Source organism: Denitrificimonas caeni DSM 24390 (assembly GCF_000421765.1).
Taxonomy (GTDB): domain Bacteria; phylum Pseudomonadota; class Gammaproteobacteria; order Pseudomonadales; family Pseudomonadaceae; genus Denitrificimonas; species Denitrificimonas caeni.
The window spans coordinates 139,320-163,919 of the sequence record NZ_ATXQ01000002.1; the positions used below are offsets into that span (position 1 = coordinate 139,320).

General features: G+C 47.6%; 20 protein-coding genes and 1 other RNA gene. 6 read left to right on the forward strand and 15 right to left on the reverse strand.

The features are described from left to right. Positions 1–22: 22 nt before the first annotated feature. Genes prpC through H591_RS0103600 form a run of 3 tightly spaced genes read right to left on the reverse strand, consistent with a single transcriptional unit; the run spans position 23 to position 2,825 of the window. On the reverse strand, positions 23–1,159 hold the full coding sequence (prpC, locus tag H591_RS0103590; protein ID WP_022965578.1) for a bifunctional 2-methylcitrate synthase/citrate synthase: 1,137 nt from the start codon (positions 1,157–1,159) through the stop codon (positions 23–25). A 59-nt stretch (positions 1,160–1,218) separates the two neighbouring features. Further along, positions 1,219–2,106, reverse strand: a complete 888-nt coding sequence (gene prpB / locus H591_RS0103595) for a methylisocitrate lyase (RefSeq protein ID WP_022965579.1) — start codon at positions 2,104–2,106, stop codon at positions 1,219–1,221. Further along, positions 2,103–2,825, reverse strand: a complete 723-nt coding sequence (locus H591_RS0103600; RefSeq protein ID WP_022965580.1) for a GntR family transcriptional regulator — start codon at positions 2,823–2,825, stop codon at positions 2,103–2,105. Before H591_RS0103600 ends, prpB begins: the two co-directional genes overlap by 4 nt. A gap of 345 nt (positions 2,826–3,170) precedes the next feature. On the opposite strand from H591_RS0103600, the gene rloA reads away from it, so the two are divergent. The 4 genes from rloA to pabB all read left to right on the forward strand — a co-directional run bounded on the left by rloA (position 3,171) and on the right by pabB (position 7,669). Continuing rightward, positions 3,171–3,734 carry a retropepsin-like aspartic peptidase RloA gene (rloA, locus tag H591_RS0103605; RefSeq protein ID WP_028244148.1) on the forward strand — a complete coding sequence of 188 codons (564 nt, stop codon included), beginning with the start codon at positions 3,171–3,173 and terminating at the stop codon, positions 3,732–3,734. Positions 3,735–3,739: 5 nt separating this feature from the next. Then, on the forward strand, positions 3,740–5,266 hold the full coding sequence (gene rloB, locus H591_RS0103610; RefSeq protein ID WP_022965582.1) for an osmotic stress tolerance membrane protein RloB: 1,527 nt from the start codon (positions 3,740–3,742) through the stop codon (positions 5,264–5,266). 4 nt (positions 5,267–5,270) lie between these two features. Then, the gene (locus tag H591_RS0103615; protein ID WP_022965583.1) at positions 5,271–6,257 is read left to right on the forward strand and encodes an alpha-L-glutamate ligase-like protein; all 987 of its coding nucleotides are present in this window, start codon (positions 5,271–5,273) and stop codon (positions 6,255–6,257) included. A gap of 62 nt (positions 6,258–6,319) precedes the next feature. Further along, on the forward strand, positions 6,320–7,669 hold the full coding sequence (gene pabB / locus H591_RS0103620) for an aminodeoxychorismate synthase component I (RefSeq protein ID WP_022965584.1): 1,350 nt from the start codon (positions 6,320–6,322) through the stop codon (positions 7,667–7,669). On the opposite strand, the gene H591_RS0103625 is transcribed toward pabB, so the two are convergent. Together H591_RS0103625 and H591_RS0103630 are read right to left on the reverse strand one after the other, a co-directional pair. Further along, positions 7,659–8,582, reverse strand: a complete 924-nt coding sequence (locus H591_RS0103625; RefSeq protein ID WP_051145782.1) for a GIDE domain-containing protein — start codon at positions 8,580–8,582, stop codon at positions 7,659–7,661. The two genes, pabB and H591_RS0103625, sit on opposite strands and share 11 nt — an antisense overlap. After that, positions 8,583–9,155 carry a LemA family protein gene (locus H591_RS0103630; RefSeq protein ID WP_022965586.1) on the reverse strand — a complete coding sequence of 191 codons (573 nt, stop codon included), beginning with the start codon at positions 9,153–9,155 and terminating at the stop codon, positions 8,583–8,585. Between the two features lie 198 nt (positions 9,156–9,353). On the opposite strand from H591_RS0103630, the gene H591_RS0103635 reads away from it, so the two are divergent. Further along, positions 9,354–10,286, forward strand: coding sequence for a hypothetical protein (locus H591_RS0103635; protein WP_022965587.1), 933 nt, complete (start codon positions 9,354–9,356; stop codon positions 10,284–10,286). 25 nt (positions 10,287–10,311) lie between these two features. Here H591_RS0103635 and H591_RS0103640 read toward each other — a convergent pair whose 3' ends face one another. The 7 genes from H591_RS0103640 to ffs form a co-directional block, all read right to left on the reverse strand. Beyond that, on the reverse strand, positions 10,312–11,934 hold the full coding sequence (locus H591_RS0103640; RefSeq protein ID WP_022965588.1) for a methyl-accepting chemotaxis protein: 1,623 nt from the start codon (positions 11,932–11,934) through the stop codon (positions 10,312–10,314). Positions 11,935–12,241: 307 nt separating this feature from the next. Next, on the reverse strand, positions 12,242–14,509 hold the full coding sequence (gene clpA, locus H591_RS14755) for an ATP-dependent Clp protease ATP-binding subunit ClpA (protein ID WP_022965589.1): 2,268 nt from the start codon (positions 14,507–14,509) through the stop codon (positions 12,242–12,244). Between the two features lie 29 nt (positions 14,510–14,538). Then, positions 14,539–14,877, reverse strand: coding sequence for an ATP-dependent Clp protease adapter ClpS (gene clpS / locus H591_RS0103650; protein ID WP_022965590.1), 339 nt, complete (start codon positions 14,875–14,877; stop codon positions 14,539–14,541). Between the two features lie 726 nt (positions 14,878–15,603). Next, positions 15,604–16,203, reverse strand: a complete 600-nt coding sequence (gene recR, locus H591_RS0103655; RefSeq protein ID WP_028244149.1) for a recombination mediator RecR — start codon at positions 16,201–16,203, stop codon at positions 15,604–15,606. 126 nt (positions 16,204–16,329) lie between these two features. Then, entirely contained in the window at positions 16,330–16,653 is a 324-nt protein-coding gene (locus H591_RS0103660; RefSeq protein ID WP_022965593.1) for a YbaB/EbfC family nucleoid-associated protein, read from the reverse strand. A 10-nt stretch (positions 16,654–16,663) separates the two neighbouring features. Beyond that, positions 16,664–18,841, reverse strand: a complete 2,178-nt coding sequence (gene dnaX, locus H591_RS0103665; protein ID WP_022965594.1) for a DNA polymerase III subunit gamma/tau — start codon at positions 18,839–18,841, stop codon at positions 16,664–16,666. A 141-nt stretch (positions 18,842–18,982) separates the two neighbouring features. Beyond that, positions 18,983–19,079, reverse strand: an RNA gene (ffs, locus tag H591_RS15800) — signal recognition particle sRNA small type. Positions 19,080–19,314: 235 nt separating this feature from the next. Here ffs and H591_RS14765 point away from each other — a divergent pair. After that, a complete protein-coding gene (locus H591_RS14765) occupies positions 19,315–19,917 on the forward strand; it encodes a DUF5610 domain-containing protein (RefSeq protein WP_022965595.1) in 603 nt (200 codons plus the stop codon). Between the two features lie 122 nt (positions 19,918–20,039). Here H591_RS14765 and H591_RS0103675 read toward each other — a convergent pair whose 3' ends face one another. From H591_RS0103675 to H591_RS0103685, 3 genes are all read right to left on the reverse strand, one after another. Beyond that, positions 20,040–21,815: a sensor domain-containing diguanylate cyclase gene (locus tag H591_RS0103675; protein ID WP_051145792.1), complete on the reverse strand. Its 1,776-nt coding sequence runs from the start codon at positions 21,813–21,815 to the stop codon at positions 20,040–20,042. 98 nt (positions 21,816–21,913) lie between these two features. Further along, on the reverse strand, positions 21,914–22,621 hold the full coding sequence (locus tag H591_RS0103680; RefSeq protein ID WP_022965597.1) for a response regulator transcription factor: 708 nt from the start codon (positions 22,619–22,621) through the stop codon (positions 21,914–21,916). A gap of 6 nt (positions 22,622–22,627) precedes the next feature. Next, positions 22,628–24,547 carry a sensor histidine kinase gene (locus H591_RS0103685; protein ID WP_022965598.1) on the reverse strand — a complete coding sequence of 640 codons (1,920 nt, stop codon included), beginning with the start codon at positions 24,545–24,547 and terminating at the stop codon, positions 22,628–22,630. Positions 24,548–24,600 lie beyond the last annotated feature (53 nt).

Sequence of the window (24,600 nt, forward strand, 5' to 3'; positions counted from 1 at the left end):
CTCAGCTTAAGCGCTCAAACTCTTAGCGCTCGCTAACAGGCGGTACTGGGCGATGCTCTTCACCAATGTATTCAGCACTTGGGCGAATAATGCGGTTATTAGCACGCTGTTCAAAGGCATGTGCAGCCCAACCGGTAACGCGCGAGCAAACAAAAATCGGCGTAAATAGCGGAGTTGGAATACCCATAAAGCGATACGCCGAAGCATGGAAGAAGTCAGCATTCGGGAATAAACGTTTCTCATCCCACATAAAGCTTTCAATGGCTTCAGACACTGGGTAAATCACTGTATCACCCACTTCGTCAGCCAGTTTCTTCGCATAACCTTTAATCACTTCGTTACGTGGATCAGAGTCACGGTAGATCGCATGACCAAAGCCCATGATCAAATCTTTACGGGCAATCATCGCACGTAACTCTTCGACCGCTTCTTCTGGTGAGCTGAAACGATCAATCAGATCCATCGCTGCTTCGTTAGCACCGCCATGCAAAGGTCCACGTAGTGAACCAATCGCACCGGTGATGCACGAGTACAGATCAGATAAGGTTGACGCACAGACACGACCCGTAAAGGTTGACGCGTTAAACTCATGCTCTGCATAGAGAATCAGTGAAACGTTCATCACTTCACGGTGCAATGGGCTTGGCGACTTGTCATGCAATAAAGCCAAGAAATGACTGCCGATATCGGGTTCATTGGTCATGCAATCAATGCGCACACCGTCATGGCTGAAGCGGTACCAGTACAGCAAGATCGCAGGGAAAGCGGCCAACAGACGATCAACCACATCGTGCTGCTGCTCAAAGCTCAACTCTGGCTCTAAAGTACCGAGCATCGACGTACCCACACGCATCACATCCATCGGATGAGCATCAGCTGGAATGCGCTCTAAGACTTCTTTCAAAGTCGCAGGTAAATCACGCATAGCATGCAGACGCTTTAGATAGGCATCAATCTCGCTCTGATTTGGCAAGTGTCCGTAAAGCAGCAAATAAGCAACTTCTTCAAAGGTTTTGCAATGTACCGCTAAATCACGCACATCATAACCACGGTAGGTTAAACCAGCGCCTTCTTTACCCACAGTACATAGCGCTGTTTCGCCGGCAATCTGACCACGTAAGCCCGCGCCGCTTAGTACTTTTTTCTTTGCTTCAGCCATTAGGGTATTCCTCATACTTTTATTATTGGTTATCACTCGATCCGGTGATCAACTCGAAGTTAGCTTTTTTTCTGAGCAAACAAAGCATCTAAGCTCTGCTCAAAAGCGTGGTAGTTGATGCGATCGTACAGTTCCATACGAGTTTGCATGGTATCGATCACATTCTTTTGCGTGCCATCGCGGCGCACGGCGTTGTAGACATTTTCCGCAGCTTTGTTCATCGCACGGAAGGCTGACAATGGATATAGAACCAAGCCAACATTGGCAGTTCTGAGCTCGTCCACTGTGAATAGCGGCGTAGCACCAAATTCAGTAATATTGGCCAAAATTGGCGCATTGACGCGCTCAGCAAACAGTTTGTACATTTCTAGCTCGGTAATGGCTTCAGGGAACACCATGTCAGCACCGGCTTCAACGCAAGCAGCAGCGCGATCTAATGCAGAGTTCAGACCTTCCACCGCTAAAGCATCGGTACGCGCCATAATCACAAAGCTGTCATCGGTACGTGCATCCACAGCTGCTTTAATACGATCGACCATTTCTTGCTGAGTAACGATTTCTTTATTCGGGCGGTGACCGCAGCGCTTAGCACCGACTTGGTCTTCAATATGGATCGCGGCAGCGCCGGCTTTAATCATCGATTTAACCGTACGCGCCACGTTAAAGGCAGACGAGCCAAAACCGGTGTCAACGTCGACTAACAACGGCAGATCACAGACATCAGTGATACGACGCACATCAATCAATACATCTTCTAAACCGGTAATACCTAAGTCAGGTAAGCCCAAGGAGCCTGCAGCAACACCGCCGCCTGACAGGTAAATCGCTTTAAAGCCAGCGCGCTGTGCGAGTAAAGCGTGGTTGGCGTTGATGGCACCGATAACTTGTAGCGGGCTTTCTTCAACAACCGCATCACGAAAACGTTTACCTGGAGTTGTACGACTCATAATTTACCTCGTAGGGATTTAACGGTGTCATTGGCACCTTGGTAATGACGCTCAATATTGCGCCGCGATGCAGCAATGTGGCGGCGCATCAGTAACTCGGCTAATTCACCATCGCCAGAAGCAATGGCATCTAATATGCCGTGATGTTCTTTAAAGGCTTGCTGTGGACGGTTGGGCGTGGTCGAGTATTGAATACGGTACATACGCACCAACTGATACAGCTCTTCTGTCAGCAACTTAACCAACATCTGGTTGCCGCTGCCTTGAATTATTTTGTAATGGAAGTCGTAATCACCTTCTTGCTGGTAGTAACCAACACCCGCTTGGAAGGCTGCATCGCGCTCATGGGTATCCAGCACCGCACGTAACTCATCAATCTCAGCGGCACTCATGCGCTCAGCGGCCAAACGGCACGCCATGCTTTCTAAAGATTCGCGAATTTCATAGAGTTCAATCAACTCAGCATGGGACAAGGCCACAACCCGCGCACCAATATGCGGAACCCTAACTAAGAGCCGCTGTCCTTCTAAGCGATGAATGGCTTCACGTAACGGACCACGACTGATGCCATAGGTACGTGCCAACTCTGGCTCAGAGATTTTACTGCCGGGAGCAATGTCACCACAGACAATCGCCGCTTGAATACTACGAAATACTTGCTCTGACAAGGTCGCAGACTCATTCGAGATACGCGTTGCGTCTTCAAGAACATCCAGCACAGTGTTGACACCTTTGATTAAAGAATGCCTGAAAACTACATTCCATGGCGAAAGGTGTCAACAAGTACAGACACATTGTCGACAATCTTCATACCAAGGTCGAACACATGACACTCTATAAACATGCAATCTTAGCTTTATGGCAAACTCTAGACGCGGCTACAACCCAGCACTTGCAATAGAAAACCAGCTACTTATAGGATTACATGGTTATTTTTAAGATTGCCGATTAGAATACGCACCGATCAAGTAAAGCAGAGCTGGGAAGCTAATTTGCACCGCTGCTAGCAAGATCAAGTGCTAACATGATGGTAATAAACTCACATTGTTATATTTGCGAGAACTATGAGACTTAATTTTATTGCACTATTAGCGTGCCTTGTTTTACTACCGACTATGACTTCAGCTAACGAAACCAGCGATATCAACGAAAAAAGCATTTATGGCTTAAATGAGCATGTATATATTGCTGACATTGATATGCACATGACCGCCAAGTTAGACACTGGTGCGAAAACAGCCTCGCTCAGTGCGCGTGATATTGAGCGTTTTAAGCGTGATGGCAAGTCATGGGTGCGTTTCTATTTAGCCTTAGACGAAGCTCATGAGCGTGCTTTTGAACTGCCGTTGGCGCGCATCAGTAAAATCAAGCGTCGCTCCGGAGACTATGATCCCGAAGAGGACAAAAGCTACACGCCGCGCCCAGTGGTTAAAATGTCGGTTTGCATGGGTAGCGCACTGCGCACTATTGAAGTCAACTTGACTGACCGCAGTACCTTCCAATACCCATTTTTGCTCGGCTCTAGCGCTTTAAAGAAATTTGATGCTCTGATTGATCCAGCTTTAAAATACTCTGTGGGTAAACCACAGTGCGACACCCATAACATCACTACAGCCTTTGCCGAGTAATTATCATGCGTTCTCTGACACTGCATCTAAAAATATTAATCGCTCTATGTGTCATTATTGGAGTCTCGGTAACGGCCTACCAAATTTTTGTGCTCGGCATTCCTGTTTCAGAAGATGAAACAGATAACCTCTGGAACATTGATGCCAAGGTTGAATTCCAAGCCAACCCGCGCGAGCCGGTCAAACTGCACATGTTTGTGCCGCCACTGAATCAAGATTACGTCAGTCTCAATGAAAGCTTTATCTCCAACAATTATGGCGTCAGCGTTAACCACATCGATGATAATCGCCGTGTCACTTGGTCTGCCCGTCGTGCCAGTGGCAAACAAACCCTGTACTACCGTTTAGTCATGACCAAACGCTACAGTGGCGAGCAAATTAAAGCGAAGGGCTCTATTTATCGCGAAAGCTTACCGATTGAAGGTGCAGAAAAAATTGCTGCGGAAGCTTTGCTTGCGCCAATTCGCCAGCACTCAGCCGATGTGGAAACTTTTATCAGCGAAACCATTAAGCGCGTCAACAACACCTCTGATGACAATATTCGCTTACTGCTCGGCGGCGACACATCCAGTGAGCGCAAAGCGGCCGTGATTGACCTGCTGCTGTCGATTGCTCACGTACCCATGCAGCGTTTACACACCATTCGCTTGGAAGCCGATGTACAACAATCTCCAGAGTTATGGTTGCGCAGCTTTAACGGTGAGAAATGGTTGTATTTCAACCCGCAGTCGGGCGAACAAGGTTTACCAAAAGACCGCATGATTTGGTGGTTTGGTGACGAACCTCTGGTTTCTCTAGACGGCGGCAGTAAAGTTGCAGTGACTTTTGCTCTAAATAACAGCGAAATGAACGCCATTCGCTTAGCCAAGCTCAGCAATGAAAACACCGCAGAAGGTTTCCTCGATTACTCATTGTATGGCTTGCCTCTGCAGACCCAGCAAACTTACCAAATCATGATTATGATTCCGCTCGGCGTGATGGTTATTTTGATTTTACGTAACCTCGGCGGCCTGCAAACATTAGGTACTTTCACTCCAGTACTGATTGCTCTGGCCTTCCGTGAAACGCAGCTCGGCTTCGGGATCATCTTATTTACCATTATCACCACTCTCGGTTTATCACTGCGCTCCTACTTAGAGCATCTCAAATTACAAATGCTACCAAGGCTTTCAGTGGTCTTAACCTTTGTTGTGGTACTGATTGCAGTGATCAGCTTATTCAGCCATAAGCTCGGCTTAGAGCGCGGCCTGTCAGTGGCGCTGTTCCCAATGGTGATTTTAACCATGACCATTGAGCGTCTCTCCATCACTTGGGAAGAGCGCGGCGGTAATCATGCGTTTAAAGTTGCAGTCGGCACCCTGTTCGCTGCAGCATTATCCCATTACCTCATGAGCATTCCTGAACTGGCCTACTTTATCTTCACCTTCCCAGCAGTACTGCTGATCATGGTTGGCTTTATGTTGGCAATGGGTCGCTACCGCGGCTATCGCTTAACAGAACTGTTCCGTTTCAAAGCCTTCTTAAAGGACTGATGCCATGTTTGGGTTTGGTTTAATTAAAACGTGGCGCGAGCTCAGCGCCAAAGGCATCATGGGTATTAATCGACGTAATGCCGATTATGTCCTGAAGTACAACAAGCGCAATTTGTATCCAATTGTTGATGATAAGATCCTCACCAAAGAGCGCGCCATCAGCGCTGGCATTAACGTGCCAGAAATGTATGGCGTCATCTCTACAGAAAAAGAAATCGAGAAGCTCGATAGTATTCTAGCTGGACGTACTGACTTCGTGATTAAGCCTGCGATGGGTGCTGGCGGTGATGGCATTTTAGTTATCGCTGATCGCTTTGAAGACCGCTACAAAACGATCTCCGGCAAAATTATCAGTCATGAAGAAATTGAGCACCAAATTTCCAGCATCTTGACCGGTCTGTATTCGCTCGGCGGCTCACGCGATCGTGCCCTGATTGAGTACCGTGTCACCCCTGATCCTTTGTTTAAAAGTATCAGTTACGAAGGCGTCCCGGATATTCGTATCATTGTTTTGATGGGCTATCCAGTGATGGCCATGTTGCGTCTGCCAACACGCCAATCTGGTGGTAAAGCCAACTTGCACCAAGGTGCGATCGGTGTAGGTGTTGACTTAGCCACAGGCACAACGCTGCAAGGTACGTGGTTGAACAATAAAATCAACAAGCACCCTGACACCAGTACACCGGTGGCCGGTGTGCAGTTGCCTGACTGGAATGGTTTTATGACATTGGCTGCGGGCTGCTATGAGCTCTGTGGGCTGGGCTACATTGGTGTCGACATGGTTCTTGACCAAGACAAAGGCCCGTTGATTCTTGAACTCAACGCCCGTCCAGGCTTGAATATTCAAATCGCTAATAACGCTGGCTTAACCTTGCGTACCCATGCGGTAGAGCGTCATTTAGCTGAACTGAAAAGCAAAGGCATCAGCGAATCTGTTGAAGAGCGCGTGCGCTTTACCCAGAACTTATTCGCCTCTATTCCTTCTCAATAATACTCACGAGGCTTTTGTGCTTGGCAGCGCTGTAATTAGACTGCCGAGCACAAGCAGTGCTTATGCTGACCTGTCATCTGTTTGCTATTGAATACCACGCCGATCCGCGGCACTACTTCAGTCAACTGCATGCCGAAGACGGTGCTGTACTGCTTGATTCTGGCAAACCCGATAGCCAACGTGGACGCTATGATCTGCTGAGCGCCTGGCCCTTAGCTACGATTACACCAAAAAGCCATGAATCCATTACTGACTTTTCCCAGCGCTGCCGTACACTGCTGCAACGACTGCCAGAATGCCAGCCAGAAAATGACATTGAACTGCCTTTCAGCGGCGGTCTGATCGGCTATCTGTCTTATGAGTTCAATGAACTGACCCAAGCCAGTGAGATTGAAGGCCTAGCCAGTGCCACAGTGGGTTTATACGACTGGGCGCTGATCAGTGATCATCAAACAGAACGCTGTTGGCTGATGTGCCATGCGCAGGTGCCGCAAACGCGGATTGATGGACTGCTGCAGCGCTTCAGTTCGCCCATAGCCAACCCAGCAGCTGCTACCACAGCGTTTAGCTTGCTAACCCCGTTCAGCCCAAGCATTAGCGAACACACTTATCACCAAGCTTTACAGCGTGTTCAAGCCTACATTGCTGCCGGTGATTGTTACCAAGTCAATTACACCCAACGCTTTCGCAGCCAATATCAAGGCGATCCATGGCAAGCGTACAACAGCTTGCGTGATAGCTGCCCCACCCCTTTTGCCAGCTTTATTCGCGTCAATGCCGAGCAAGCAATTCTGAGTCTGTCACCCGAGCGTTTTATTGAAGTACGCCAGCGTCAAGTTGAAAGTCGCCCGATCAAAGGCACTCGCGCCCGCAGTGCAGACGCAGCTGAAGATCAATCCTTAGCAAATGAACTGTTAGCCAGCCGCAAAGATCGCGCCGAAAACTTAATGATTGTTGATTTACTGCGTAACGATTTAGGCCGTTACTGCGCCACCGGCAGTATCCGTGTACCTGAGCTATTTGCTTTAGAAAGCTATCCGAATGTGCATCACATGGTTAGCAGCGTCACCGGTACCCTCGCCGCTCAATACGATGCTCTGGATGTATTGATTGGCAGTTTTCCTGGCGGCTCAATTACTGGCGCTCCGAAACGGCGCGCCATGCAAATCATTAGCGAGTTGGAAGCTGAGGTACGCAGTATTTATTGCGGGAGTATTTTTTACCTCGATTGCCGTGGCGAAATGGACAGTTCCATTACCATTCGAACTTTACTAGCCAATCAAGGTGATATCAGTTGCTGGGGCGGCGGCGGCATTGTCTTCGACTCCAACAGTCAAGATGAGTATCAAGAGTCGATCCAAAAAGTGCGCGTGCTGATGAGCACGTTAGAGCGGCTACACCTCAACCATTAAGCAAAATACTAAAGCTGCTATTGATGATGAAGGCTGATGCTACGGCACTGCCGATACACAGACAGGCGGCAAAAATAGCTTGCCAGACAAAACGTTTGGCAATGTCATCTTCGCCATGACTGGACAAAATAAACGGCTGGCTTTCTTGTGGTTTGCGTAAAAAATGCTGCGCAGGATCAGCACTGAGTTGACGATGCAAACGCTGCGCTTCCTGTTCTGCTGCTTCTCGGACTCTATGCCACTCATGCTCATCCAGCTGGCCATTGCGGTCACGATCAAAACGCCGTAACAAACCGCTAAAATCGCCTTTCCATTCACGGATCACAGCGCCCTGCGTCGCAGTTAAATCAAAAGCATCATGACCACCGCCACGCGTTACAAAATCACCAATGGCGTATAACGGCTCATCAACATGTAAACGCTGCTCAGTATAACGGTAGCGCTTTACTCCTGAGAGCATTGATTGCAGTATGTTTTTGCGCGGCAACTCTTGACGAGGATGACGTGTAGAGCCGTACCAAACTTGTTTAGTCAACGGAATAACGTGCGCGCCTTGTGGATCAATCAAACAATCGCCGGTGCCATCACTTAAACACAACAGCGCTGCGCTACTGGCTTTTTCCACCTGCTGCCAGCGCTTATTATTTTTACCGCTGCGCACTTGCTCATCAATCGCAAACGACCACCAAACGCATGTCTCACCTGTTAAAGGCGCACTCTGCTGACCTAAACCTTCTTTGAGCACACCGTACAACTCAACATAGCCTTGCGCTGCCGAGCGTACTTTTGAAGTCGGTGTATCTAACAAATAGCGGGCTTTCTTAAGATTATTGATGCACCACCAGCCACTGCCCAAGCTGATGACACTGGTTATCCCTAACGTAATACTAAAACCAACAATATCCACTGTGATTTAACCAAACAGGCTTTTGATATCAACTTCAGCTTTTTCCGCATCGCTAAAACGTAATAACTCAGCGGCAGTAAAATTAAAATAACGGGCAATCAGCACGTCAGGAAACTGCTCAATGCGCACGTTATTGAGATTAACTGCTTCGTTATACAGCTCACGGCGATCAGCAATGCCATTCTCTAAGCCGCTGATTCGTTGTTGTAAAAACTGAAAGCTTTCATTGGCTTTCAACTCTGGATAGTTTTCTGCTAAGGCAAACAACTTACCTAAGCCTAAGCGCAGACCTGTTTCAGCGGTACCTAATGCGCCAATGTCATGTTGCTCACGAGCACTGGATACGGCATTACGCGCGCTAATTACCGCTTCAAGAGTTTGTCGCTCATGCTGCATATACTGTTTGCAGGTTTCCACCAGCTTAGGCAATTCATCGTGGCGCTGCTTAAGCAACACATCAATATTTGACCACGCTTTAGTGACGCTGTGCTTTAAACGCACTAAGGCGTTATACAAACTGACGCCCCAAGCCAAGACTAAAATAGCAGCAATCAATAGACCCACTAAAAACAAGCTCATCGGGCAACCTCGAGATAGGAGAAAATAAGCTGCTAGTTTAATCGGCTACCTAGGCTTGTGCCATTGAATTAACCATAAGCCGCGCGAATCTGTGAACTTGACGAGACCTTAAGGCTCTAAAATGCGGTGCAAAAGGCCTGTCTTTTTACACTATACTGCTAACCTTTTACTGCTAAGCAAATAGAGTGACCGACTGACATGCGTAATGATGCACACGATGAAATCAATGACCTACCTAGCCTCAGCGCTGCTCGCACTGAAACGTCAATCAAGCCTGCACCAGCGACTGACCCAGACGCCTCTACTGCGCCAACCTGCTCGCAAGTTATCAGCGCTGCGCCAACATCGAATAAAGCAGTCGGAATTTTATCTGCGATCACCTTTGCTATGCTTTGCGCCAGCGCCAGTTTTGTCTGGTGGAGCATGCAACGTATGCAACTGCTTGAGCAGCAACTCGTCGCCACGCAAAACAGTTTCTCGCGAGTTAGCGAAGATGCCGAAGGGCGAATTAAAGATATTTCCGGCAAATTCACTGCCACTGAATCCAGCGTACTGGGTGACAATGAAATCTTAAAAATGCGTCTTAACAAGATAGAAAGCGCTGCCGTAGAAGCTGCCAAACAACAGCAGATCAGTACCTCTGCACACGCAACCCAACTGACTAAAATCAACAATGATCTCAGCAGCTCACAAGATGCTTTGGCTGCATTAAAAAAGCATAGCGAGCAACAACAGCAAGCGCTCGAGCAGCAAAAAAACACTTTGAGCACATTGCAGAAAGAACTTAGCACAGGTCTTGAAGCGCAAGAGAAACGATTGGCGACACTGCAAAAAACCAGCGCCAGCCATCAGCAACAATTTGCCCAACTGGGCGAGTATGATAAAAATCTGCAAAGCATCGCAACGCAGCTTGCGACACTGCAAAAGAGTGCCGTATCCAGCGCAGACCTGACGCGCCTGCAACAAGATATTTTGATTCTACGCAGCGAGCTAGAGCAACGTTCTAGCCCAGCGCCCGCCAGTAATAATGGACCATCGCTTGCCGATTTTGATGCCTATCGTGCACAAACCAATCGCACCATCAGCTCTTTGCAAGAGCAAGTACGCAACTTACAAAAAAACGCGCCGTAGCGCGTTTCTTTATTTGCGATAACTTTTACAGTTTAAATTGATTAACCAAACGGCGTAATTCAGCAGCTAAACGCACCAACTCCTCACTGCTCTGCGCTGTTTGTGTAGCACCAGCTGAAGTATTATCGGCAATCGAACTAATCGTCGTGATATTACGATTAATCTCTTCAGCAACAACACTCTGCTCTTCTGCTGCAGTCGCGATCTGGGTGTTCATATCATTAATCGTAGCCACTTCAGCAGCAATCACATGCAGACTTTGCGAGGCTTTCTCAACGCAGTCAGAACCTTTAGTTGCTCGCTGCTGTGCCCCTTCCATCGCAGCGACTGCATTTTTAACACCGTGCTGTAAACGCTCAATCATATTTTGAATTTCTTCAGTAGATTTCTGCGTACGCGATGCTAACGTGCGCACCTCATCTGCTACTACCGCAAAACCACGACCTTGTTCGCCTGCACGGGCTGCTTCAATGGCAGCATTCAATGCCAACAAATTTGTTTGCTCAGCAATGCCTTTAATCACATCCAATACAGCACTGATGTTGGCTGTGTCGGTTTCCACTTGCTGAACAACATGGGCTGCACTTTCAATTTCAATAATAAGCTCACGAATGCCATCAATGGCTTGTTGAGCAACCAGCACACCTTGCCTAGACTCTTCATCAGCACCTTGCGAGGCGGCTGCAGTTTGAGTTGCATGACGGGCAACCTCTTGCACAGTTGCGCTCATTTCATTCATCGCAGACGCAACCATATCGGTTTCAGTGCGCTGTTCCACAACTGCCCGCAAGGTTGTATCAGCCACATGCGATACCTGATCAGAGACATCATGCAACTGTTGAGTGACATCCGATACCGCATGCAAACTCTGCTTAAACTTGGCGATCATTCGGTTAAAGGCATCGCCCATTGCGCCAACCTCATCACGACTCTCTACAACCACGCTGTAACTCAAATCATCATCTTTAGCGATCGCTTCCATGGTATGACGCATGGCATGAATGCGTTTAATTACCGTACGGCGTACGATAAACACCATTACAGCAAGACCAGCCAACAACAATAACAACTGGATGGTGGCAGCCGTCCACATATTGCGTTCGACTTGGTTGTCCAATGCATCTAACGAATAACTAATACGCACCGCGCCGACTACAGAATCTGGCGCAACCTGGTGGCAACCTAAGCAATCAGTACCACGGTAGTCTTTCGATGCGTGAATCGGGTTAATGACTGTCAGTATCCGACCACGACCATCATCACTTACTTCAACAATTTCTTCACCCGCTAAGGCGCGACGATCCAGCTCATCAGATGGAGCCTGATGGTCATAACCGGGGCCGAATACCGAGGTAATTAGATCTGTACGTATAATACGCGCGTCAGTAATGCCGGGACGCGAGAGGATTTTGTCACGCAAGACATTACGCTGCGCCATCGTCCCAGTCAGCATCATGGTGTTGATGCTATCAAAGTAGCTATCGGCAGTATCCTTTGTTTGTTGTTCAACAACATCTAAGACCAGCTTTTTCTCATTATTCACTGAAAAAATGAGCGAGGCTGACATCACAACAAAAAATACCGAGAGTAAGGCAATATTTATTTTTGTTTGCACCGACATCTGACGCTGTTCTGACGGGTGATTCATAATTATTAATCCCAAAACCGCTTAAAAGAATGGCCTACTAATACAATGCGGCATGCACTGTAAATTGCTACTAAGCTCACAGTATCTACATGCTAGGTCTTTTTTGATATCGGCAAAAAGACCAACAACTAAAGGAAAATTTTTGCTGCTCGTGGATTCAGATCGAACGAGCAGTAACGGTCTGTTTAGTGTTATTTTTTGACGCAATGACAATATAATGCCAAGTAATATTAAAGATAAGCAGGATGCATGCCAAAAGCTCAAATGGCATGCGAGCATACCCTGCGGTGTCTCAAGGTAGGCTATTTTAAGCAGGCTCTGGATTACAAGCCTTTACACAGATCAATACAAGTCCATCATTTTTCACATCGATGCGAGCAATTCCACCCTCATCCGCCAGCGCACCAAACAGAATCTCTTCTGCCAGAGGCCGCTTAATATGATCTTGAATTAAGCGCGCCATAGGCCGTGCGCCCATATCAGCATCATAGCCATGCTCAGCCAACCAACCCCGCGCGGCAGTGCTGACATCCAGTTGCACCTGCTTCTCTTCCAATTGCGCCTGCAGTTCGGTTAAGAACTTATCGACAATGGATTGCAAGGTTTCAGGACTTAAGCGACTGAATTGAATGATGCTGTCGAGGCGGTTACGAAACTCTGGACTGAAGGTTTTCTTCAAGACTTCCATGGCATCAGTACTGTGGTCTTGCTTAGCATAACCAATCGATGCCCGCGCAGCAGACTCAGCTCCGGCGTTCGTGGTCATCACCAAGATCACATGCTTAAAGTCAGCTTTGCGGCCGTTATTGTCGGTCAGCGTGCCGTTGTCCATCACCTGTAACAGCAGGTTAAAGACATCTGGATGGGCTTTCTCGATCTCATCCAACAACAACACACAATGCGGCTGCTTGGTGATCGCTTCCGTTAGTAAACCGCCTTGATCAAAGCCAACATAACCTGGAGGTGCACCGATCAAGCGCGATACTGTATGACGCTCCATGTACTCCGACATATCAAAACGCACCAACTCAATGCCTAGAGAATTAGCCAACTGCTTAGCTACTTCTGTTTTACCGACACCCGTAGGACCAGAAAACAAGAACGAGCCCACCGGCTTATTCGCCGATTTCAGTCCAGCGCGCGACAGTTTAATCGCCGTCGCCAAGGCATCAATCGCCGCTTCTTGACCAAACACGGTTAAGCGCAAATCGCGTTCAAGGTGACGCAACTGCTCTTTGTCTGAGCTACTGACTTGTCGGGTTGGGATGCGGGCAATTTTTGCCACTACATCTTCAATTTGGCTCACATCAATACAGGCTGCACGTGACTCTTTCGGCTGTAACCGCTGGTAAGCTCCGGCTTCATCGACCACATCAATGGCTTTATCTGGCATATAACGGTCATTGATATGTTTAGAGGCCAACTCTGATGCAGCACGCAGCGCGGCATCGGTGTAAGGAATCCGGTGATGTTTTTCAAAGCCTTCTTGTAAGCCTTGCAGAATGCGATAAGTGTCCTCCACCGAAGGCTCGGTGACATCGACCTTTTGGAAGCGACGCGCCAAAGCTCGGTCTTTCTCAAAAATCTCCCGAAACTCTTGATAGGTGGTTGAGCCAATGCAGCGGATCTCGCCAGACGACAGCAAAGGCTTCAGTAGATTCGAAGCATCCATGACACCGCCAGACGCGGAGCCGGCGCCAATAATCATGTGAATCTCATCGATAAATAAGATCGCTTGTGGGCGTTTACGCAGTTCATTTAGCAAACTTTTTAAGCGTTTTTCAAAGTCGCCACGGTACTTCGTTCCAGCCAGCAAGGCACCTAAATCCAGCGAATAAACAACACTACCAAGCAACACATCGGGCACATCGCCATCGACAATACGGCGCGCCAAGCCTTCAGCAATTGCCGTCTTACCTACACCGGCTTCGCCGACCAATAAAGGATTGTTTTTACGACGACGCGCGAGGATTTGCGCAACCCGCTCAAGCTCATGTTCACGGCCAATCAAAGGATCAATGCGACCTTGGCGTGCTTGTTCGTTTAAATCTTGGGCATAGGCCAGCAAAGGATTGTTCCCTGCTTCGCGCTCACCATCCTCACCTTCAGCGTCAGACTGCTGAGCATTGGGTTCGGCACGCTCATTGTCGACACCATGGGAGATATAGCTGACCACATCGAGGCGCTGCACATTGTGTTGATTGAGCAAGTACACCGCGTGGCTATCGGCTTCGCTAAAGATTGCTACCAGCACACTGGCACCGCCCACTTCATCTTTACCTGAGCTTTGCCCATGGAATACCGCACGTTGCAACACACGCTGAAAACCCAAGGTTGGCTGAGTATCTGTTTCGTCGGCATGTTCAGGTAATAATGGCGTGGTGTTTTCAATAAAGGTGCGCAAATCGTGGCGCAACAATTCAATATTGACCCCACAACCACGCAGCACTCGAGCCGCTTCACGGTTATCCAATAAAGCCAACAGTAAATGTTCTACCGTCATGTATTCATGACGACTGACGCGTGCATCTTTAAATGCAAGATTGAGGGTGACCTCAAGTTCTAAATTCAACATGGTTTCACCTCACTTTAGGTCACATACCTTTATGCGTCTTTTTCAACTTCACACAATAAAGGGTGATTGCAATCACGTGCATATTGACTGACCTGATGCGCTTTGGTTTCAGCAATATCACGGGTAAATATACCGCACACCGCAAAGCCTTGATTATGCACAGCCAACATCGTCTGTGTTGATTGTTCACGGCTCATGGCAAAAAAACTTTCTAGCACCTCCACGACAAAATCCATTGGGGTGAAGTCATCATTGAGCATCAGTACCCGGTACATCGGTGGCGGTTGTAATACCGGACGTGCTGGAGCAATGGCTAAATCGTCATTGTCTTGCTCAAAATAATCGGGGTTGGAAGGGTTAACGGTCATCTTTGGCTACGCTTTAAATTGCAATTAAATATATTGGTTATAATCTTACTACGCTTTAGCCCATTGCGCTTAATCCTCTGCGCGAATACGCCAAGCATTGCTACGCTGAGTAACAGCTTTGAGAGGAGTATAGAGGATGGCTCTGGTAATGCAGCTATTCGGATGCAAAGAGTTGCGGTACCAATAGTAACACTGCTTAAAAACCAGTACTTTTTGGTCATCGCTAGCGCCACATACGCACCGATGTCAACTCAAAAACTGCGCATTTGAATAAACTTGTCCACATTTTAACGGTTGACTTTTTTATTTATCCCTTTCTCTGCTTGCTTACTAAAAACTTTTAAAAACTCTCTTAACATATTGATTGTAAAGGCTTTTTTATAACGTTTGATTTTTCATCAATTTGAGCTACAGCCACACAGCATCAGCCTTGCAGCCATTTACAACCAACTTACCCACACAGTTATCCACAGCTTCTGTGGATAACCCTACACGACTGAATCAATACCTTAAACACAAGAGGCGGGCGGACCGCTATCGCCCAAATCTAGCGCACTTCTCTTCTTGGGAGCGCGGGCCGCTGGCCCGCATCAGTTCAGCACCTCGACCAAGCACCAAACCCAACATGGCCAGATCAATATGGCTAAATGATGCAAAGCAATATAGGGGGCTCAAGCTTAAGAGGCGGACGAGCCGCCCGCGCTCCCTTCCAATGCCAGAGCCAAACTACATTTGCATCGGGCGACGGCCTGCTAAGGCGTGGCTGAGGGTACCGCCATCGACCATTTCCAGTTCACCACCGAGCGGCATACCGTGGGCTAAGCGTGAGGTAATCAGCTGTTTATCAGCCAATATCTGCGCGATGTAATGGGCAGTGGCTTCGCCTTCAACCGTTGGATTGGTGGCTAGAATCACTTCAGTAAAACTTCCAGCATTGACGCGGCCAATCAACTCTGGAATACCAATGGTTTCTGGACCGAAACCATCCAGCGGTGATAGATGACCTTTCAGCACAAAGTAACGACCACGATAACCGGTTTGTTCAACCGCATAGACATCCATCGGGCCTTGCACAATGCACAACAAGCTATCATCGCGGCGCTGATCACTGCAGAGATTACAGATTTCATCTTCGCTGAGCGTGCGGCAAGAACGGCAATAACTCACGCCTTCCATCGCCTGACTCAGCGCTTGCGCAAGACGTTGCCCACCGCTGCGATCACGTTCCAATAGCTGCAAAGCCATCCGCTGCGCAGTTTTTTGACCCACACCTGGCAAAACACGAAAAGCATCAATAAGTTGACGAATCAAAGGACTAAACGACATGAATACCCAGCGCATTGACTAAGAATAAAAAGATACAACGACTGCATAATTCACGCAGCTGTTGCAAAACGACAGGACCAGCAGCCTAGCTCAAGGACATCATGCTAGACGCTGGTCCAACAGCAATTAGAAGGGTAATTTAAAACCGGGTGGCAACTGCATACCAGCGGTCATACCGGCCATACCGTCTTGACTGCTTTGCTCAATTTTACGCACTGCATCATTGACTGCTGCAGCGATAAGGTCTTCAAGAATTTCTTTATCTTCTTGCAACAAGCTGTCATCAATGCTGACACGACGCACATCATGACGACCGGTCATAACAATGCTCACCAAGCCTGCACCAGACTGACCAGTGACTTCAGCATTGGCCAACTCTTCCTGCATTTTCTGCATTTTGTCTTGCATCTGTTGTGCCTGTTTCATCAGGCCAGCCATACCACCTTTCATACGGGATTCCTTACATTACCGAGTCTATGGGTTGGATACTTTCAGCACTGATTATAGCGCCAAAGGTATCCATTAACTGCAATACTATGGGATCAGTATGGATTGCAGCTTCTGCTTCTTGTTGACGTTTTGCTTGTTTACGCAGCAGTGCTAATGCCGGTGATTCCTGATCAATGGTATGCACTTCAATGCTCAGCTCAATCGGTGTGGGCAACTGAGCATTGATCGCATCACTGATACGTTGCAATTGGGTGTTATTAAATAAAGCACTGTGGTTGGGGTCAAGATGCAACAACCAGGCAGAGGCGTTTTTCTCCATCAACACACAGTTGGCAGCAATGCTACCGGTCATTCCAGCCAGCTTCAATTGTGCAAACAACGCTTGCCACTCGGCAGCCAAACCTGTGGCAACTGGGATGCTAGGCTGTAAATCAGCCAAGTGCGCATTGCTTTCTGCCAGCTTGGCATCGTCTTCACTTAAACTGGAAACATAGTCGTACGCTTGAAACGGCTCAGCCTCGAGATAACTTTCGTCATCATCAGTCGATTCCGATTCTGCAGCAAATGCCTGACTGTAATCCTGTTCTTGATAGTCTGCAGCGGCTTCTTGATTGTTGGCGGCGCTGGCAATCTCAGCAGTAGCCTCTGCACTGAATACTTCAGCGTCATTAAGCTGCTCTGCAGCAATCGCCGCCTGCTCAACCACTATAGGCGCTGACTCTATTGACTCCGCAGCTGGGTCTACTGCTTCTGGCGCAGCTGCGGCAGCCGGTTGTTCTTCCCAAGGCGCATGAATATGTTCTACGGCCTCAGTCGGAGGACTCAGCATGACCTCAGCTGCTTGCACCACTGGTGCAACCGCGGGCTCTGATTCCACAACAACTGACTGACTTGGCGGCGTAGTGCTCGACATCGCTGCATGCTGCTCAACGGCTGCGTTTGAAACAACTGCAGGTGTTGCGGGTGCAGCGTTAGAGGCAATCTCAGCTTGCACTGTAGCAGTCACCGCACTTGTGCTAGGCGCTGACGTTGCTGCTGCAGTTGCAGCCGTCGACGTAACCGCAGTTGATTGAATTAAAGGTGTACCGGGTGTGCCGGGCAAGCTGGCAGGACGAAACGCCAGCATACGCAGCAAAACCATTTCAAAACCATCACGGGGATCGGGCGCTAAAGGTAAATCACGCCGACCAATCAAACCCAACTGATAGTAAAACTGCACATCCTCTGGCGCAATAATGGCCGCCAATTCGAGCACTTGCGCCCGATCGCCCTGCCCGTTATCAATCGCATCCGGTAACAACTGCGCGATGGCAATGCGGTGCAAAGCATTGAGGATTTCTGCCAAGACGCCAGCCCAATCCGGACCGTGCTCAGCCAAGTGTGCGACGGCACTCAGTGCTTCACGCGCATCACCGGCAATCAAGGCTTTGAGCACGCCATAAATCTGTCCTTGATCAAGCGTACCCAGCATCGCGCGCACATCATCAGCAAACACCCGACCATCACCGAAGGACACGGCTTGATCGGTGAGACTCATGGCATCACGCATCGAGCCATCGGCAGCTCGGCCAAGCAGCCACAGCGCATCGTCTTCAAAGGGTATGTTTTCGCTGGTCAAAACATTTTGTAAGTGACCGACAATCGGCTCAGGCGGCATATTCTTCAAAGAGAACTGCAGGCAGCGCGAAAGTACCGTCGGTGGTAACTTTTGTGGATCAGTGGTGGCTAATAAAAACTTAACGTACGGCGGTGGCTCTTCCAGTGTTTTCAACAAGGCGTTGAAAGAACTAGTGGAAAGCATGTGAACTTCGTCAATCAGGTAAACCTTGTAACGTCCGCGCGTCGGCATATATTGCACGTTATCCAGCATTTCGCGGGTGTCTTCAACCTTGGTTTTACTCGCCGCATCGACTTCAATTAGGTCGACAAAACGTCCTTCATCAATCTCACGACAAATCGAACACTCACCACAAGGCGTCGAACTGATACCTTGCTCGCAGTTCAAACATTTAGCCATAATCCGCGCAATGGTGGTTTTACCCACACCGCGTGTACCGGTAAATAAATAGGCATGATGCAAGCGCTGATGATCAAGCGCATTGATCAAAGCTTTTAGAACGTGAGTTTGGCCAACCATTTCACGAAATGAGCGGGGACGCCATTTACGGGCTAAAACCTGATAACTCATAGCAACCAAAGACCGACAGAAAAACAGACGCCCATGCTAACGGAGCACAAGAAAAAATGCACCCGTAACTGAGTTTACGAATAGGCTTTATTTGAGATTTGCGAAGGGATGTGTAACAGAACAAGCAGATTAGGTGGCAACCACTGCCAGCCACACCCCGGCACACAATGTCACCGCTATGGCTGCTCCCTTCCGGGCCTGACCAGGTTAACGGTTAATCGTTGCGAGGGGACCGGCAGGGTCGCCATAACGCATGCACCAGCGATTTGGTGCGCGGCTATTGTACTGATTTGCGCTGGAGATGCAAGGGATGCAACAGCAGGTTTAACGATCACAGGCGAAAGAACCTAAACCTAAAAACCAATGGCTATCAATCTATAGGTTGGTAACATTAATTATTTCTAGTATCGGCCGATATAATAGTTAGAAGTAGCTTTATGCCTATGCAGCGGATTAACCGCAGGAGCCATATCATGACCTTGCCAATTACACCTAACCCACCTCAACATCGCACGACTAACACCACATCACAAGCTGATACTAAAAGCTCTGGATTAGATGAAGCGCAAAAAAAAGCTGCCACAAGTGTGGAAGGTCAGCGTACCCAACTTGGCGCACAGATACTGCAAGCATCATTAGACGTATCAATTAGCTCTGGAAACAACTCAATGGCATTGCTTTACCGCAGCGCTATCGACCACATTAACGAAGTTTTGGCTCCTGAGTTTGGCGCCAATGCATTGCAAGTCGCGATGCAGCAAGACAACAGCCCGGAAGCTACAGCCGAGCGCATATTATCCCAATCGACTGCATTTTTTGACACATACGCAAGGCAACACCCTAATAAAGACCCCGAGCAAGTCGTGCGTGATTTTGTTGGAATCATTCGCGGTGGCTTTGAACAAGGGTATGGCGAGGCATCGAAAATTCTTAGCGGTCTTGGCGTCCTAGGTGAAGGCAGTTCTATCGCCGCCGAAATTGGTAAAACTTTTGAGCTGGTACAAAAAGGCTATGATGACTTTTTGCAAACTAAACTACAGTCTCTAGAAGACAACAGCTCAACCTTGCAGCCTTAAGAGCCCTCACTCCAACGTCTTGCAGCCAGATTAAATCTTTTCTTGGCTGCTTGATTTAATTGCACAGGCGTCGGTATTTATAGTTTGTAAACTGCTGCTATGGGTGGCATGCCGCGGCTTTTTCAGCTGGCTTGCACAGACTCACAATCAACCGCACTGCCTGACGAATCAGCGCCACACACACGGTTTCTACCTAGAGATTTCGCTTGATACAACGCCTTGTCTGCTCGATCAATAGCGCTCTCTAGCGACTCTAGGGTCGTAACATCAACAGGTGCTACCCCAATACTTACCCTAATTTCAAGGTTCAATCCATCGTTGACTTTGAAGATATGCTTTTCAACACCTTGACGAATGCGCTCTGCACACTCCAACGCCTCTGCGTAGCCTGCCTCAGGTAAAAGAATCACAAACTCCTCTCCGCCAAACCGAGCAATTAAATCCTTATCACGACTGAAACGCTGAAAAACACCCGCCACACCGATTAAAACCAAATCGCCAACATTGTGTCCATGGTTATCATTGACTGCCTTAAAATGATCAATATCTATAGTAAGAACTGACAATGACGTCTCATTTGCTTTAGCTTTCTTGACCATATAACGACCTTCAGCAATGAAGTATCGGCGGTTATAGAGCTGAGTAAGCGGATCTGTCGAGGCTTGTTTTTTTAGCTCATCCTGCTTGGAGCGGATGTCCTCGAGAACTTTTATCCTGTATGAAATAATGAATGCCAGCGTTAGCGCTTCGAGAACAATGCCAATCCCGACACCATGGCTGTTGATGTAATTAGGTTTAACGAAGCCCATGTAATACATCACGGCAAACCCGTTAAAAATAATAAAAAACGTATGGCCAATTAAAAAGAACTTGGCCAATGGGTTTCTCTTGCGTAACAACGAGATACTAACTGAAAAAGTCACCACCATCATGAGTGACGCCAAGCCCGTCGCAGGCTTCAATGCCCCCGCAATATCAACCAGACCGTATAAAAATGAGGCCACTAATAACACCAACACACCCTGTAGGGCACGATGTTCTTTAGGATAAAACTTTCGTGTCTCAAAAATAGCCATCATGAACAGCAATAGAAAAATCGGCATGGTAAACACCGACAGATTCAAGATAAAAAGACTGTCGCCATATACGTTAAACGCTTTGCTAATCAAGCCATAAGACAATGCAATCCAAGTTAACCCTGAGATTAGATATAGCGAATAGAGGATGTTTTCTTTTCTGCTCGTAGCGAAATAGAGCAAGCCATTATAAAACACCAGCGCCAGCATCATTCCGACCAGTAGAGCAATATCAAGATGCCCTCCCACAAGCGCTCTTCGCGAGTGTGCGTCATCGTATATTTCTGAGGAAAACCATTGGTGCGAGTACACGTGGCTGCGCACGTAAAGAACGGTAGTTTCCCCGGCAGGCACAACGAAAGGATAAACAACGGCGCCACGGAACATCAACGGGTGATCACTTGCTTGATTGAGGTCTATCAAAGCTTGGTTAGTTAATTCTTTAGAGCGCTCTTCGGCTATTTGAATCGATCGTACGTGATAAGCCTTAGGTAAATTCAGGAAAAGGCTCTTATCTTGTTTTTTTGAATTGTAGAGCGTAATTCGGTACCAGGTAACTGTGGCTTGAGTTCCAAGGGTGGTGGTACTCGTTGTTTTCTGAAACGCCTCTTTGCGAACTGATTGATAGTCGAGTAACTGTGAGTCATCGATGAAATATTCGATTGGGAAACTCGTCAGCTGAACGGTTTCTGGGACAATGTTTACAATCGGTGATGCTTGGGCTGCAACACAAAAAACCCATAGAACAAGACTGAAAAAAATCACTTTGCAGCAAACCAGCTGCGGGAGCCTTTCAGGAGTCGATAAGACCTTATCATTCATCACGTCACCCCAAACTTGCATAAACAGCTGTTATGGGGAGTCTACGAAAAAAAATCTCAACGTATCATTCTCAATTCTCTCAAAAGTCTTAGTTTTGCTTAGTTTATTACATGACCGGTAAACACTACGCCCTTACCAAATATGGAGTGAATCGGTAATTTGAAGTTTTTCTCCCGCGCTTTCTTGCGCAACCGATTAAGAATCACATCAATACGGTGCTCGTCGCTGTCTTCTTCGTATTGAAACAACAAGGTATGCAGTGCTTCTTTAGAGAAAACCTCTTGTGGTGACACACACAACGCTGCCACTAAATTACATTCTTGCTGGGACAGTTTTAGTTCGCCATCAGCGGATGATACTAAAGTCCTCGTTTGGGTATTTAACACCCAGCGTTCAGCTTTATCCGAGCGACTAACAGTGTGCGTTTTATTATTTTGCATTCTGTGCCACAAGGCATCGATCGACGACACTAAATGCGAAAAGCTAACTGGTTTCACCAGATACAGATCAGCACCACTTTGCAGCCCTCGTGTGTTGTCTTCTTGACTGCCACGCGCAGAAATAATGATTAAACCAAAGTTCTGCATTTGTCCAAGTTGCTCAACCACGTTAAAACCATTTTCACCTGGCAAGCCAATATCGATCAAAACGATATCTGCAGGACTCAGATGTAGCTGTTTCCAAAACGCCTCAGCACTGCCAACACTCCAAAGGTTATAGCCTTTTTGTGTAAGAAAAAAACTCAACTCCTCACGTAAATCAGCACAATCTTCAACAATAGCTATATTAGGTTTGCTAACAATCATCCGAGATTAATCCTTTATAACCCGCTCTAAAGTAAACTCAAAACAACTACCTTGAGCCGTACTGCGCAAAAGTTTTAAGCTTCCACCTGAAGCACTAGCGATTTGCTGTGCCACAAACAAGCCCAATCCGGTGCCATGCTTTGACGAGTTGCCACGACGATAGCGTTGAAAAATAGCGTCAGGCTCTAGCGTGCCAATGCCTGTGCCTTGATCACAAATCAGCACAGTTACGTTTGTGCCCGACACACTGCAATCAATACTAATATCGCCACCATTTGAATATTTGATGGCATTGTCGATGACATTAGAAATGGCAATTCTCATCATGGCGGAATCGGCCAATACCTGGCAATTAAAGCTCTCGACTGAAGCCGCTCGGCCATTGACTGTCAATACTAACTGATGCGTATCCGAGATGTGCACAAGCGAGGCTGCCGACGAAAGCAAGCGCATCAAGTCAGTTGGCTCAAGATACAGCGCTGTTGCACCTGCCGATAAACGCGCATCGGCCAAGCAGTTGTCGGTGAGCTGTATTAAACGTTCACTGGCGCGCTCAATTTTTTGATAACGCGCCAAACGCGGACTGTCCGTGTCAGATTCAGAGAGTTGCAGATTTTCTAATGCCGCAGAAATAATTGCCAAGGGCGTGCGAAACTCGTGCGATACCGTGCCCATAAACTGGCGCTGATTAAAACTAGCTTCGCGCTCTGCAGCTAAGTCGCTGGTCAGCTTTTGTCGATCAAACTCCTCCAATCGTCTTTTGCGTATGCGATAAACGCTGATCGCAAGCACCAGCAACATATTTTCAACCAATGCGTACTGCCAAATCACATAGACTTCTTGATAAAAAGGAATCCAGCCAAATGCAGAAAAAACCCCAAACAAACTGGCAACCATGCAAACCATAGGGCTTATGCCCAGCGCTAGCGTTGATAATGGAAACTTATCTCTAATCCAAATATGGAAGACTGAATAAATAAATAGCGTATAAGTGATCAGCAAAATGGCTGTTTTTATCTTTATTGCGATGCCATACAAATCTAAAGGAATCAAAATCAACAGAGATAATGTAACCCCGCACGCCACCATTAAAATTTTATGTGCCCACGGCAAATGCTGTCTGAGGTTGATCGTTTCACTGCTCATCCACATCAGCACAGCAAACGAAATCAATATAAAAACACTGGTGGCATAGTGTTGCAGTGGAATCCCGAGCACAGGCAGAACCCAATTCACATAGCCCTGCACACTTGCGACAAACACATAAGCCACTGAAAACGCGGTAGCTGTCCATAGTAAATGCGTACGTAGAATTAAAGCCAAGACCAATGCCAGTAAGCTACTTAGAGCGGCCAGGCCAAAGTAGAAACTCCAGAACGATGTGCTGCGCGCGGCATGGCCAAGAAACTCTTCAGGGGGCCAGACAGTTGCTGCCAAAAGCACGGTGCTGGTGCTACGCACTCGCATAACTACTTCGTAGCCTGCTGCTTCTGCACTGGGTGATGGCAGAACAAAGACAGGATTACGGTAATCTAGATCGCTAACACTATGAAACAGATCGCCCGTTTGACGGTTTTGCCACTGGGTAGCCAAGCCTTTTTCTCGGTAAAATAACTGAATATCGTCAACAAAATTAGGCCCAAGCTCTAGCCAGCGATCTTTCTGATCAAACACATTTGGTGAAAGCTCAAACCTGAGCCAGAACGTATCTCGGCTATAGCCTCGAGAAAGATTCTTTTGGTTTATTGCAGTGTCAAAACGCAAAATCTGTTCGGCTTCCTCAAAAGTCAAATCACCCTTTGCATCAACTAATACACTGTAAGGAATGTCCTCACCTATGCTCAAAGGCTCGGCAAACGCAGGTTTATTGAAACACAACAGAATCGTTAGTACAGCTAAGGTAAATAGCGTTTTCAGCAATGACATAAGATTCTAACCATCTCCAGCGCCAAGAATTCAGCTTTTTTCAAGTAAAGCAT